Source organism: Vibrio sinaloensis, from assembly GCF_000808535.1.
In the GTDB taxonomy this organism is placed as follows: domain Bacteria; phylum Pseudomonadota; class Gammaproteobacteria; order Enterobacterales; family Vibrionaceae; genus Vibrio; species Vibrio sinaloensis_D.
This window is the reverse complement of sequence record NZ_JWLV01000034.1, coordinates 326,119-340,178: the sequence shown is the minus strand read 5'-3', so window position 1 is coordinate 340,178 and position 14,060 is coordinate 326,119. Positions and strand designations below refer to the sequence as shown.

Annotated in this window: 10 protein-coding genes; all 10 read left to right on the top strand. The window is 43.5% G+C overall.

What is annotated here, in order from left to right; genetic code table 11:
• The first annotated feature begins 55 nt into the window (after window positions 1-55).
• The 10 genes from RJ47_RS16130 to RJ47_RS21270 all read left to right on the top strand — a co-directional run bounded on the left by RJ47_RS16130 (window position 56) and on the right by RJ47_RS21270 (window position 14,054).
• A complete protein-coding gene (locus tag RJ47_RS16130) occupies window positions 56-895 on the top strand; it encodes an HNH endonuclease (protein ID WP_039485176.1) in 840 nt (279 codons plus the stop codon).
• A complete protein-coding gene (locus RJ47_RS16125; protein ID WP_039485173.1) occupies window positions 892-1,293 on the top strand; it encodes a (deoxy)nucleoside triphosphate pyrophosphohydrolase in 402 nt (133 codons plus the stop codon). The genes RJ47_RS16130 and RJ47_RS16125 overlap by 4 nt, the downstream gene beginning before the upstream one ends.
• 12 nt (window positions 1,294-1,305) lie before the next feature.
• Window positions 1,306-3,207, top strand: coding sequence for a DNA/RNA helicase domain-containing protein (locus tag RJ47_RS16120; RefSeq protein WP_039485169.1), 1,902 nt, complete (start codon window positions 1,306-1,308; stop codon window positions 3,205-3,207).
• Between the two features lie 45 nt (window positions 3,208-3,252).
• Window positions 3,253-4,506: a DUF6361 family protein gene (locus RJ47_RS16115; protein ID WP_039485166.1), complete on the top strand. Its 1,254-nt coding sequence runs from the start codon at window positions 3,253-3,255 to the stop codon at window positions 4,504-4,506.
• Window positions 4,490-6,313: a phospholipase D family protein gene (locus RJ47_RS16110; protein WP_039485162.1), complete on the top strand. Its 1,824-nt coding sequence runs from the start codon at window positions 4,490-4,492 to the stop codon at window positions 6,311-6,313. The genes RJ47_RS16115 and RJ47_RS16110 overlap by 17 nt, the downstream gene beginning before the upstream one ends.
• 38 nt (window positions 6,314-6,351) lie before the next feature.
• On the top strand, window positions 6,352-9,594 hold the full coding sequence (locus RJ47_RS16105) for a DEAD/DEAH box helicase (RefSeq protein ID WP_039485160.1): 3,243 nt from the start codon (window positions 6,352-6,354) through the stop codon (window positions 9,592-9,594).
• Between the two features lie 153 nt (window positions 9,595-9,747).
• Window positions 9,748-9,924, top strand: coding sequence for a methylation-associated defense system helix-turn-helix domain-containing protein MAD1 (gene mads1, locus RJ47_RS16100; protein WP_009842282.1), 177 nt, complete (start codon window positions 9,748-9,750; stop codon window positions 9,922-9,924).
• On the top strand, window positions 9,921-11,420 hold the full coding sequence (locus RJ47_RS16095) for a type I restriction-modification system subunit M (RefSeq protein ID WP_039485155.1): 1,500 nt from the start codon (window positions 9,921-9,923) through the stop codon (window positions 11,418-11,420). Before mads1 ends, RJ47_RS16095 begins: the two co-directional genes overlap by 4 nt.
• Window positions 11,417-12,901: a type I restriction-modification system subunit M gene (locus RJ47_RS16090; protein ID WP_039485153.1), complete on the top strand. Its 1,485-nt coding sequence runs from the start codon at window positions 11,417-11,419 to the stop codon at window positions 12,899-12,901. Before RJ47_RS16095 ends, RJ47_RS16090 begins: the two co-directional genes overlap by 4 nt.
• Entirely contained in the window at window positions 12,894-14,054 is a 1,161-nt protein-coding gene (locus RJ47_RS21270; protein ID WP_156143331.1) for a restriction endonuclease subunit S, read from the top strand. The genes RJ47_RS16090 and RJ47_RS21270 overlap by 8 nt, the downstream gene beginning before the upstream one ends.
• Window positions 14,055-14,060 lie beyond the last annotated feature (6 nt).

Here is a 14,060-nt window from a genome sequence, read left to right as displayed (position 1 = left end):
ACAGGATTAATTCTACGCAATTGAGAATAAATTACGGACAAAAGAGAGTCAGTATATGATGTCCAAAATATCGCTTCTTACATCGGGCGCCAAATTAAACAACACAGAGTTATGTGAAGTCTTCGGTTGCAGCCCGCAAGGTGGGATGCGTCGCTCACATAAAACCAATACATTGGTCATTGTATCGAACCACATCAAGTCTATTTATGATGATCGTTGGGTAGGTGACGTTCTCCACTATACAGGCATGGGCTCTAAAGGCGATCAAAGCCTAACGTTTCAGCAGAATAAAACGCTATCTGAATCAATGACTAACGGTATCACTGTTCACTTGTTTGAGGTATTTACGGACCAAGAATACACCTATGTTGGCGAAGTCGTTCTCGGCGGTGAACCGTACTCGGAAACGCAAGATGATGAACAAGGTAATCCAAGAAGAGCATATATCTTCCCTCTAAAGCTTGTAACGGGTGAGCGCCAGGTTAGAAAAGAAGATCGCGATAACGTTGAGAGCGTTCGAGTTCGTAAGGCCAAGAAATTGACTCTTGAGGAGCTTCAGTCTTTGGCGACAAAAGGTGGAAAAACCGCTACACGGTACCAACAACAATCCACCAGCTATGAGCGAAATATTTGGGTAGCAGAACTGGCTAAACGCCTTGCTAAAGGTCAGTGCCAACTTTGTCTACAACCGGCGCCATTTAAAAATGCGAAAGGTGAGCCATATCTCGAGACACACCATATTGTTTGGCTCGCCAAAGGTGGAGACGATACGGCTGAAAATACAGTCGCATTATGCCCCAATTGCCACAAGAAAATGCATATCGTAGATGACGCAAAGGATGTTGAGGTTTTAAAATCTCGTAGCAATAAATTGTTAGAAGAGCTAAATCAATGAGTAAGAAACGCATTGAAGTCGTTGCGGCTGTACTGAAAAATGAAGGTGAATTCCTAGCCGTACAAAGAGCGCCATCAAAGCTAGATTATGTTAGCGAAAAATGGGAGTTTCCAGGAGGTAAAGTAGAAGCAGGCGAAACGCTTGTTGCAGCTATTACCAGGGAGTTAGATGAAGAGTTAAGAATTGCCGTTACTGACCCACAGTTTTTGTTGACGATTGAGCATAGCTACCCTGATTTTGATATCACCATGCATTGTTTTGTTATTGAGGTACCAACGCGCGAACTTGAGCTTACTGAGCATATTGACTCTCGCTGGTTATCCAAAGACCAACTTTGGGATGTTGATTGGGCTGCGGCTGATATACCGGCCGTTGAAAAACTCCAGTCTACGTTCTGAAGGATAACGAAAATGGACCTAAAAGCAGGCTGGGATGGGACTTGGCAAGACTTTCTTTCTACAGACAGAGCTAGTTTTCTAGGGTCGTTAGTATCTTTCCATCGTAGTTTGAGTTGGACGCAAGATCTCGATCCTGCGCAACGCTACGCTTGGGAAACTGAATACGATGTAATGACGTCTACCCTTAATCACGTTATTACAGAAACTCAAGTGGAACCAGAGAAGTGCTGGATAGCCTTTGAACAAGAATTGATTGGTGAAGGCGGAAAACGAGCGGCGGATGTTAACCTAGTTACTCCAGCTGGCGAATTGTTTGTAGTCGAGTTCAAACATAAGCAAGAAGCCTCTGAATACGAGATTCTTCGAGCAAACTCTGATTTGCAAACAATGCGACGCTATCACAGTGAATCTATCGACCTAGTCGGTCATGGCTTTGTTGTTCTCACCAAACCTGGTGCTAAGCCGTTCCAACACCCAAACGTTGTGTGTGACATCGCAGATGATGGTCTGGCTCCCCAGTTAGCTTCACAGCTTATAACGTCATTAAGTAAACCTAGTTACTATAATGTACTCCAGTGGGCAAAAGGTGAGTTTTATCGCCAGCCAAGCATATTGCATGGCACTGCTCAGGTCTTTTTCGACGCTAAAATACCTACGCTAAAAACCTCAGCCGGTGAAAATATTGACCAGGCACGTGCGGCACTTTTAAAGCTTTATCAGCATGCTAGGGATAAGCAGCAAAGATATGTTGTTGTCGTTCATGGGCGCCCTGGTGCCGGTAAGACTCTACTGGGCATTAGTTCTGTTGCGGAAATTGCACGTAGTGAGAGCGCAAAGCAGAGTGAACCTATTTTTCTTTCTGGCAATGGACCTCTCGTTCAGGTGCTACAACATACGTTAGATTATAGTGGTAAGCAGTCAGTTGGCCGAACAGGAGATAAGGTCATTGATGGTCGAGTGATGATCCAAGATCTGCTCCCGTTCAAGAAGGATCTGAAGCGCTCACTAACATCACGCAGAGAGACTTTTGTCGTATTTGATGAAGCACAACGAGCGTGGGACAAAGCAAGCCCTAGAGAATCACAATCACCGTCTGAGTTAATGTTGTTTTGTAACTGGCTTGCTTGTCAACCGTTTGGAGTGTTGGTGCTTTTGGTAGGAGATGGTCAAGCGATCCATCGCAATGAGATGCAGTTAGATCAGATGCTAGCAGACCTAGATGCAGCAATAAGAGCGCAAAACGGCAAAGTCATCCCTATTATGCCATCGCTGCACGCCAGTAAAATGCAACTCGTTACGCCAATTAAGAAAGACGTGTATAACCTTAAAACGCCCATTCGGCAGGCCTATACAGAGAGTTTAGACAAGTGGATTGAAGCGGTTCTGTCTAACAATTCTGACCAAGCTCAAAAAGTCGCTTTGGATATTCAGGCTTACTACCCATTGCGACTGACTCAAAACCAGCAAACGGCTGAAACTTATGCTCTGGGTGTACAACAAACTATGCACGAAGGAAACAAGCTTCAAGATGCCTTTAGAACTGGCTGGTTGATGTCCAGCCAAGGTGGCAAGTTTATTGAGGAAGTCCAGAAAGATAAATACAAACCAGGTAAACATATTGGCCCTTGGTACGTTGAGCCACCAAGTTCTGAAAATTCATGTTGTCAATTTGAAGCGGCTTGTACTGAGTTTAGTTGTCAAGGTTTAGAATTATCACTTGCTCTGTTTAACTGGGGGCAGGATATGGTCTATCGCAACGGAAAGCTGGTGGTTGAAGACCGGCGCCAGTACGAACATTACACAGAGGGTAGTTATAGAGTGTTGCTCAGTCGTGGGCGTAGTGGTTTGGTCATAAAGTGTGATGACAAGGAAACGTTCGAATACCTGAAACAATGTGGTATGCAGGAGCTTTAAGTGGCTGTTGCTAGATAAAAATTAATATAAAAATGTGAGTGAGTCGTGAGCCGACAAAAAAGTCTAATTGGCTGGATAGATTTTTCATCCACAGAGCGAGAGCGTGTATCTCAAGTCTTATCCATGTTACAAGAGAAAGGTACACTTGATGAGTTGGGTATAGGACAAATCAGGGATGCCTTTGCCGATCAGCTTTTTCCGGGTTTTTCTACTATCCAAACCCGCGCTAAGTACTTTGTCACTATCCCATATATCTTTCATGACTACCGTAAGTTAGAGCCTAATGAACGGCCTCTTCTAGCTGAATACATTAGCCAGCAAGAAGATAAATTAGCTAGGTGCTTAGTCGAAAACCATCGACATGATATGCCTGATGGGATCATTGGAAAAGAAAGCCTAGAGAAAGGAGTAGCTCGTAAGCCTTCTTCCGTCTACTGGAATGGACTGCGCCAGTTATCCATCGCTAAAACAGAACTGTCGTTAAGAGAGTTTGTTAATCAGTACCAAGAGCTAGCAAACAATAAGAGCGAAGCCCATATCGATGACGATGGACAGCATTCTGATATTGCGCAACTGATGACGAAACCCGATGGTTACTGTGAATCTTGGTTAAACCAAGTGTCAATAAAACTTACACGTAAAGAAGCTGATTACCTCAAAAATAAACTACAGCTATCGAGTAAGGTTGAACATAGTGTCCCCGCTCAGTTATTCAAGCACAACCTTGTTGGTGAAGCTTTGCAAGTGGCTAATATGGATGTCCATAATGGTTGGCAGGCCGAAGCCCTTTATGAAAAGTTAAAAGACTCTCCTATTGCCGAGCAAACGAAAACATGTTTTGAAAACGCGCTGGAATTTAGTTTTGTTCTTGAAGGCGCCCATATTCGTTACAACATCCTCATAGCCCAACGTGCCAAGAATATCGAAATGATTGAACAGTGGAATGAAGAGTTTGATGTTTGGTTGAATCAAGCTCATAAACAGTCGACGAGCTTTGAACAGCAGAGCATCGATAACTGGTATGAGTTTGCTTTCGGACCACATAAAAGCGCAAACAATCGCACACGTCAGTTTATCGAAAACTGGTGTAGCTTGATTCGCGAGAATGCCTCTGTAGATAAGTTGGATGCATGTGTTAAGCAGCAAGCGATAGCAAATAAAGGGGCAAGGTGTTTGCTGAAAAAAGCCCTCAGTGATAATCAAAAGTGGGTTGGAATGCGCAAACTGGAGTTTCGTTGGCCTTCTGCCAGAGTCATTTTACAAGATATCCAGGAGGGGCTTGATGTTAGTGCCGGATAAAAATCGCTTAGATTATGGCGAACAGCTTATCGCTCCTGAAGGTTATGAGCTCACTCATGCTATTGCCACGACGTATAGCTTGGACTTGAATACTTTACTGACAGTGCCTATTGCCATGTGTTTTGGCCATACATTAGAAGGTTCGGTTGAGCACATGAGAATTGCGCTATTGGAAGCGTTAGGAATGTTGGGAGATAAACTCACGGTTTTCTACCAACAAGGCAATATTAAGTTGCCAGATAAGTACAACAGCTTATTTGGCTTGTTGGAACGCAGCCTCGTGCCCGTAGTTCCAAACGCAGGAGAGTCAAATTCAGCGTTTTCGTCGTTTCACCCGAAATTGTGGTTACTGCGATTCGAAAGCCCAGATGAAAACAAAAATGTGAAATACCGTTTGATAGTGTTGTCACGTAACTTAACGTTTGACCGCAGTTGGGATCTCAGCGCTGTCATTAACGGAGAATCAAGAGGGAAGCGCAAGCCAGCCAATCGTCCATTGATTGACTTTTTTGATGAGGTTTACCGTGGTTCTTCAACGCTTTCATTTGGTGATGTAATTGAGCCAGAAGAGCTAGTTAGGGTGCATTGGGATAAACCAGATAACATCACTGAACTTGGTTTTCTCTCTACTGTTTTTGATGATGACAATAAACGACAGCATCCAATTCGTTTAGAGCATGATAATCAAGCCATGCTTGCTGTATCACCTTTTATTCGAGGAGGTGGCAAAGTAGGAGCTTTAGATTGGCTCAGTACCTTTGCTCCTGATGAACAACGTTACTTATTTAGCCGTAAAGAAGAGCTTGATATGGCGGGCGAGAAAGCGCTGGACGGTTGGCACTGCTACGCACTTAACGAACACCTCGTCGATGCGGAAGAAAATGAGGAAATGGACCAGTCCCCATTTGTAGAAAACGACCTCAACTTGCATGCAAAGTTATTGGTTGTCGACGAAAGTGATTCCACTACCAGCTGGCACCTTGGTTCTGCGAATACAACTCAAGCAGCGATGGGAGACGCCTCCAATAACCCGAGAAATAGTGAATTCATGCTTCGTTTAACGGGCTCCAAAGATCACATTGGTGTTCATTCACTGATCAAGCAATGGGTTAATGAGCATGGCACCGGCTTATTTACAAAACATGAGTTCAGCGAATTAGAAGAAACTGAAGGTGAAGACTCTGATCGAGCACTTCGTCTATTAGAGTTCAGCCTAATTAGTACAGATTGGAAGCTCGAAGTTGATTTATGTGGTGATGACGAATACCAACTGACCTTGAATGGGGCTTTGGTTGAAATCCCGCCGAGTTTTGACGTTAAGGTTTCGATATTGAGTGCGTCACAGCCCCGTGCCCTAGCTCGAGAGGTTATTTGGGATAGCCTTAAACTCTCCCAGATTAGTGCACTAATTCACTTCGAAATATCAGAAAGTGATTCAGTGGTTAAGAATTTAGTCGTTAAAGCTGAAATAACGAATGATTTTGAATTGGCTCGAGGCAAGGCAATTACTAATGAATTGCTCGAAAACCGCTCACAGTTTATGAGTTATATCTCGATGTTGTTACATATCGACCCAAGTAAGCAAGATCTAATGAACGGTGTGGGTAAGGGAGACGGTGAAGGGGCTGGTGGTGTGTTCTTCACCAAAGACAGTGTGATCTACGAAAAATTGATGCGAGCGGCTGCGTTAAGTCCGGATTTGTTAGAAAGAATTGATCGTTTACAGGCGCAAGTCGATGAAAAGATCATTCCAGATGAATTCAAGACGTTATGGGGCGTCTTCTCGTCATTTGTACCATCTAAATAGTACTTCAAAAAACGTCGAAATAATAAGATAACTAGATAATGACACAAGCGATCCTAGAGCAACTAAACGGTGTATTGACTGGCCTTAAAGATTTTCAAAAGGCAACGGTAGACCTAGTTATAGATAAGTATCAAATACCCGAACATAGCCACAGAATACTTGTAGCTGATGAAGTGGGGTTAGGAAAAACTATCGTCGCGAAAGGTGTCATCGCTCAATTACTGAAAAGACATGTAGGGTCCAACACGACTACACCGATGCGTGTCATCTATATCTGTTCCAACCTTGCATTGGCAGATGAGAATCGCCAAAAGCTGGCGCTATTTAATGGTGAAGATGCAAAGCGATGGGTGAAACCATCAACATTTGGGCGCTTGGTTGAACTGGCTCTAAAGCCGAAAAAATCTGAAATAAACGATGAGCACGTCATTGAAGTTTGTACGTTAACCCCTTCGACTTCTTTTACGTTGACTGCTGGTTCGGGTAACTGCCGGGAAAGAGCGATCTTAGCGGTTCTATTGTCTCAAACGACGAATTTATGTGAAGTCGTGAAGCCAGTTCGTGAGCTATTTAAAACCAACCAGATTACCAAAGAGGGTCGATGGGAAGATGAATTGATGTATCTGGATCAATATTTTGATACAGATCCGTTAGTCGTTTCTCAGCTTGAAAGAAGTTTGAGCAAGCCTTGTGAATCTGATGTGTTAAGAGAACACTTTTCATCGCTACAAGATGCGGCGCTCTACCTAGCTAATTGTTGGAACAAAGACTCAGGGGAAACCGATGAAACTAGCCATCTATTTTACCATTTTAGAGTGGAAATTCGTCGACTGGTGGCGCGCTGTTGTGCTGGAAGCTTGCAAGCAGACTTGTTCATCCTAGATGAGTTTCAACGCTTTCAGTCGTTAACAGATCAAAGTTCCGATTCCGAAGAGTCGTTAATTGCTAGACAGGTATTTAGTGATAAGGGCAAAGCCAAAAAAGCAAAATCCAAAGTACTTTTGTTGTCGGCAACGCCTTTTAAAGCGATGACGACAATTAACGATGAGGACGATGAAAGCAGTCATCATGAACAATTGCATAAGTTACTCGATTTTCTATCGCACTATGACTTGGACTTTGTTTCTCAATACGAAATGAATCGTAATCTGCTTCATGGGGATATGTTAACCCTGTCGTCCGGCAATGCAGATTTTGAGTCTATCAGCGATACCAATGCGCGTTCAGTCGAAAAGTTACTGCGAGAATACATTGCCAGAACTGAGCGGAGCCAAATTAGCAAAGGCTTTGAGCAGCTTATTCATTCCAATGAACTATGTTGTGGTTCTGACTTTAGTGTTGAAGAAGTCCAAGGTTACCGAGCGATCGAAGCATTAAACGCAGTGCTACCTAAAGGGCGTGGAGGTGTATCTCTTATCGAGTTCGCTAAGTCAGCTCCTTGGGCTATATCTTTCTTAAATGGTTATGCTTTTAAGGAACTGTACCACCGTAATATCAATAGCCCTGATGTACGAAAGTTGCTTAGAAAGTCTAAAAGTAGCGAGCAAGCTCAGGCTTGGCTCTCTCATGCTAACATCCAAAACTATAGATTGAACGTTGAACAAAGTGCCCCGAATGCAAAGATCAAAGCATTAAGTAAAGTGATTTTCGAAGGTTCGCCGGAGAACTTGCTTTGGTCCCCACCTTGCAAACCTTACTACCAATTTGACGGTGTATTTAAAGGGAATGAACATTTTACTAAGACGCTGCTATTTTCATCGTGGGCGCTTGTGCCAAAGGCTTTAAGTTGCCTGTGGTCTTATGAGGCCGAACGTCGAGTAATAAAAGGGAAGGGTAAGAGGCCGCAGTACCATAGTGATAAAAACGCTTCACCTTTACTTCGGTTTGAAGGGAAATCAACTCTCAACGTATGGCATTTACTTTATCCTTGTAAGTCGCTAGCCGATGTGTCGTATTTGGGTGGGAGCCTAGATGAGGTATTGGCTCAACAAACCATGTTAATCCAGAGTAAATTAGCTTGTTTAAAGCAATATGAAAGCGAAGAAAGGACCAATAGAGATTGGTACGTGCTTGCTCCTATGCTGCTGGATCGACAAGCTGGGAAGGCAGGACATTTCGATCAATGGTTAGAGGTGATAGAGTCTCGCTTAAACACAGAAGGCCGTATTAAGCATTTTGCCAAAATTAAGCAGTACTTTGAGGGGAGTGAGCCATTCTCTCTAGGTAAAATGCCTGATGATTTAGCCAAAGTACTGGCATATTCAAGCTTAGCTAACCCTGCTACCTGCGCAATGAGGACCATTCAAGCGCTGTGGTCAGAAGGCATATCTGAATTCGATTTGGTAAGTTACTCTGTTCAATTTGCAGAGCTTACAACCAGACTGTTCAATCATGAATACGCTATTCCCATTGTGAAACGTAACGTTAAACACACTCTGCTATCTGGACAGACGGCATCACCCGCTTGGTATAAGGTCTTGGTCTATTGCGCACATGGCAATTACCAATCAATGCTTGATGAATACTGCCACTTACTTGCGACATCAGGCAGCGATGTACATGCCGCAACAAGTAAGCTAGAGCATGCCATGGGAATACGAAGTTCATCCGAGCAGGTTCACTTCTGGGAGAATAGAACAAAAGCGAAAGATAACTGTTCATCGTCTATGCGTTGTCATTTTGCTGTTCCGCTCGGTAATCAAAAACTCAATGATGATAGCGGCTTGAAACGAGTAGTGAGCGTACGTGACGCGTTTAACTCCCCATTCCGACCATTTGTGTTGAGTTCTACATCGATTGGTCAAGAAGGGCTTGATTTTCATTGGTATTGCCGTCGAGTCGTTCATTGGAACTTACCCAACAACCCCATCGATATTGAGCAACGAGAAGGGCGGGTGAACAGGTATAAGTCGCTTGTTGTTCGTCAACGTATAGCAGAAAACCACACTCCAGATTTTGGCAACAAAGCGGATGTTTGGGAGCAGCTATTCGCACAAGCAGCCAATGATGATGCGAATAAAACGAGTGACTTAGAGCCGTACTGGTTTACTCCTAATGGCAAGGCTCAAATTGAGCGAATTGTGCCGACTTACCCGATGAGTAAGGAAGTTGCGAAATATGCTGAAGTGAAAAAAATACTAGTGCTCTATCGCTTAGCGTTTGGACAACCGAGACAGCAAGAGCTCTTGGAAAGCTTTACAGCCTGCGATATAGAAAGTGAAGAATTTAATCGAGTGAAGGACTCGTTGATCATCGACCTTGCCCCTTTGAATGCTATTTGATTTATCCCCACCAGCTTTCACTGGTGGGGATTTGTATTTTTTCTATGCACTCAGTCTTGTATTGAATTATCTCACATTGCTGATTCCCCGATTTTCCCATATTCTCTCACCATTAATTCTGATGAATAAAACCAACATGAGATAACACTCTGAATGGTAGACCAAATTTTAACCTTGAAAGAGGTGGCTGCTTACCTAAAGTTGGCCGAAAAAACAGCATATAGATTAGCAAGCGAAGGAAAGCTTCCTGGTTTCAAAGTCGGCGGTTCTTGGCGCTTCAAACGTGAAGACCTTGAAGCGTGGATAGAAGAGAATAAGAGCAAGCAATGACATTAATAAAACTCAAAGATTTAGAAGCGCATCTTTGGCATGCGGCCCACATTATTACGGGTCCAATTGACGCTTCAGACTACAAAACCTACATCTTCCCGATCCTATTCTTCAAGCGTATTTGTGATGTTTACGATGAAGAGTTCGCAGACGCGATGGAACAAGTGGGTGATGAAGAGCTTGCTAAGGGTGATATGTTTCACCGTATCCAGATTCCAGCAGATTGCCATTGGAAAGATGTTTTCGCTGAAACTAAAGACATCGGCCAAGCCCTAAAAGATTCATTCCGTGGCATTGAGCTAGAAAACCCACAGCTGCATGGTATTTTTGGTGATGCGAGCTGGACCAACAAAGAGCGTCTATCAGACGAACTGCTATCGACACTACTCAACCATTTCAACAAGGTTAACCTTGGTGTATCGAGTGTACGTAATGATGACATGGGCCGTGCTTACGAATATCTCATCAAGCGCTTTGCTGATAAAGCAAACAAGAAAGCAGGTGAGTTCTACACACCGCGTACCATTGTTCGTCTTATGGTTAATATTCTAGACCCACAAGCTAACGAAAGCGTTTATGACCCGGCTTGTGGTACAGGCGGTATGCTGCTTGAAACCATCCACCATGTTAAAGAGAGTGGCGGCGACCCACGTCTTCTAAAAATCAAAGGTCAAGAGAAGAACCTGACTACCGAAGCGATTGCTCGAATGAACTTGTTCCTACACGGACAAGAAGACTTTGAAATCGTACGTGGTGACACACTTCGTGATCCTAAGTTTTTGCAAAATGACCAACTAGAAAATTTTGACTGCGTAATCGCAAACCCTCCATTTAGCTTAAAAGAGTGGGGGCATGATTATTGGACAAGTGATCCATACGGTCGTGCTAACTTTGGCCTAGCACCAAAAACTAACGGGGATTTTGCTTGGGTTCAGCATATGTTTGCTTCATTGAATGATGAAGGGCGAATGGCGGTAGTGCTGCCACATGGTGTGCTTTTCCGTGGTGGTGCAGAAGGTAAAATCAGAACCAAGCTATTAAAAGAAAACCGCATCGTGGCGGTAATCGGCGTGGCTTCAAACTTGTTCTACGGTACAGGCATCCCGGCTTGTATTCTCGTGTTGCGTAAAGCGAGACCAGAAGAGCATAAAGACCATGTGCTGATTGTGAATGCGGAAGAAATCTTTACCAAAGGTCGCGCGCAAAACACCTTGTCAGAGCCTCAAGCCGATGAGATTTACGACATCTATCAGAAGATGCGCACCAAAGGGCCTAAAGCAGACGACATTGAAGGTGTCGCACGTTGGGTGCCACATAGCGAGATTGAAGAGAACGATTTCAACTTGAACATTGCTCGTTATGTACAAAAGCCGCTAGAAGAAGAAACCATTACCGTAGAAGAAGCGTTGAAAGATTTCCAGCAAAAATTAGCAGCCTTAGAGGTCGCTGAACAAGAGTTAGAAGCCTTGTTAATCAAAGAGGGCTTTGAGCTATGAATAAAAACAAACTAGAAGACCTACTGTGGGGCGCTGCGGAGTTCCTGCGTGGCCAAATTGATGCGTCTGATTACAAGCAGTACGTATTCCCACTGCTATTCTTTAAGCGTCTATCGGATGTATATCTAGAAGAGTATAACGAAGCACTCGAGCTGCACGAAGGTGATGCAGAATATGCAGCGATGTCGATGTACCACCGTTTCGATATTCCAGAAGAAGCTAGCTGGGAGAAAGTTCGCAACACGAGCAAAGACATTGGTGAGGCGATTCAAAATGCACTGCGTTTAATTGAAGCGAAGAATGAACGACTGCACGGTGTATTTGGTGATGCGCAGTGGACCAACAAAGAACGCTTACCAGATCACTTGCTATCAGACCTTATTCAGCATTTCAGCAAAATTCCACTAGGCATTAAGTCTGTTGCTCAAGATGACTTGGGGGAAGCTTACGAGTACTTGATCAAAAAGTTTGCGGATGACTCAGGTCATACAGCTGCCGAGTTCTATACCAATCGTACCGTTGTGCATTTGATGACCCGTATCATGAAGCTTAAGCCTGGCGAGAGTGCGTATGACCCAACCTGTGGTACGGGCGGAATGCTGCTTAATGCGGTGATGGACCTGCGTTCTCTAGGTGAAGAGTGGCGCGGCGTTCACTTGTATGGTCAAGAAGTAAACCTGCTAACCTCTGCAATCGCACGTATGAACATGTTCCTGCATGACATTGAAGAGTTTGATGTTATGCGTGGTGATACCCTAGGCGACCCTAAGTTTATCGAAAACGATCAGCTCAAACAGTTTGATGTCATTTTTGCTAACCCCCCGTATTCCATTAAAAAGTGGAACCGTGAAAAGTTTGCGGCCGACCCGTATGGCCGCAATATGTACGGTGTGCCACCACAAGGTTGTGCTGATTACGGCTTCTATACCCATATCATCAAAAGCTTAAAACCCGATACGGGCCGTGCAGCCATGCTTTGGCCTCATGGGGTGCTGTTCCGCGATTCTGAGCAAGCGATCCGCAAGCAGGTGATTGAGTCTGACATAATTGAAGCGGTGATAGGGCTTGGACCAAATCTGTTCTACAACTCGCCAATGGAATCGTGCGTAGTGGTGCTCAACTGTAATAAGCCAGTTGAGCGTAAAAATAAGATTCTCTTTATCAATGGTGTAGAACATGTAACCCGCGAGCGTGCTCATAGCCGTTTATCTGATGATGATTTAGATGTGCTTTGTGACGCTTATTTCCAACCAGGCAACCAAAGTGATATTACTGCGCTGGTTGATTTAGACACTATCAGTGAAAACCAATACAACTTATCTATTCCACTTTATGTGAAGGCAAAGAGTAGTGGGGAAGTACATGATATCGAACATGCTATTGAGTCATGGAAAATGAGCCGAGTACAACTTAAGAAGCAAACCAACAAACTATTTAATAGCCTCGCGAAGTTAGGTTACGAGGTAAAGAGCGATGACTGATAATCAAACTATAAAATTCGGTGATATCTGTAAAGAAGTAAAGCTGACGACTAAAGACCCGATTGGTGATGGCTATGAGCGTTACATCGGTCTTGAACACTTAGATTCTGGTTCTTTAAAGATAAAGCGTTGGGGAATGATTGCAGAAGATTCTCCAAGTTTTACGCGTGTATTCAAAAAAGGTCAGATCTTGTTTGGTAAACGCCGACCTTATCTAAAGAAGGCTGCAATTGCAGAGTTTGATGGGATTTGTTCTGGAGATATTATCGTTCTAGAAGCTATTGAGGGTACTATCAAACAAGAAGATCTACCTTATATAGTTCAAACTGATGTTTTGTGGAACTGGGCAGTGAAAACATCTAGTGGCTCTCTTTCCCCTCGCACTAAGTTTAAAGACTTAGCAGAGTGCGTTTTTGAGTTTGGGGCTGAGATTAGTGATGTTTGTGAGCTTTTTAAAGCAATGCATAAGGTTTCTGCTTGTAAAAATGATGCTTATCATTCTTTAGTCGCTTTAGAAGATGCCGTGATTAAAGACGTACTGACAAATAGTACTAATCAAGTATTGGAAATGACAGGACAAGAGCTGTTGGACAATGGCTACCTAACGCTTTTACAGGATGGCAATCATGGGGCCCAGTATCCAAGGAAAAATGAATTTGTAGATAGTGGGCTTCCATACCTTTCTGCTCAAAATATAGATGATATGGGGAATGTATACATTGATGAATGTCCTCGATTAACTGAAGAAAGAGCTAGCAAACTGCGGATAAAACCTGCTCTTGGGGGAGATGTAATTTTGACCCATAACGCTACAGTTGGGCGTGTGGCTGTTTTAGATAAAAACCTAGGAACTGTGATAGGCAGCACTTCTACTACTTATTACCGTGTGAATCCAGAAAAACTCTCGGCTAGATATCTCGCAGCTTTTATGAGGTCTTCATTCTTTCAAAATCAATTGGCGCGTTTAATGAAACAAAGCACACGAAACCAAGTGCCAATTACAACACAGAAAAAACTCACATTTTTATTGCCAGGAATAGAAGTTCAAGAATTGATTGAGAAGATGAACTCTTGTTTCGATTTTAAAAGACAGGTTGCTGATGATGCGTGCGAAACACGATTGAAACAATGTATCGAGAAAGAATATTTTTGAGTAGGT

Bases quoted from the DNA above. Each gene is read 5' to 3' on its own strand.
- RJ47_RS16105 (WP_039485160.1), top strand. From the start codon at position 6,352: ATGACACAAGCGATCCTAGAGCAACTAAACGGTGTATTGACTGGCCTT.
- mads1 (WP_009842282.1), top strand. From the start codon at position 9,748: ATGGTAGACCAAATTTTAACCTTGAAAGAGGTGGCTGCTTACCTAAAG.
- RJ47_RS21270 (WP_156143331.1), top strand. From the start codon at position 12,894: ATGACTGATAATCAAACTATAAAATTCGGTGATATCTGTAAAGAAGTA.
- RJ47_RS16130 (WP_039485176.1), top strand. From the start codon at position 56: ATGATGTCCAAAATATCGCTTCTTACATCGGGCGCCAAATTAAACAAC.
- RJ47_RS16090 (WP_039485153.1), top strand. From the start codon at position 11,417: ATGAATAAAAACAAACTAGAAGACCTACTGTGGGGCGCTGCGGAGTTC.
- RJ47_RS16120 (WP_039485169.1), top strand. From the start codon at position 1,306: ATGGACCTAAAAGCAGGCTGGGATGGGACTTGGCAAGACTTTCTTTCT.
- RJ47_RS16125 (WP_039485173.1), top strand. From the start codon at position 892: ATGAGTAAGAAACGCATTGAAGTCGTTGCGGCTGTACTGAAAAATGAA.
- RJ47_RS16110 (WP_039485162.1), top strand. From the start codon at position 4,490: ATGTTAGTGCCGGATAAAAATCGCTTAGATTATGGCGAACAGCTTATC.
- RJ47_RS16095 (WP_039485155.1), top strand. From the start codon at position 9,921: ATGACATTAATAAAACTCAAAGATTTAGAAGCGCATCTTTGGCATGCG.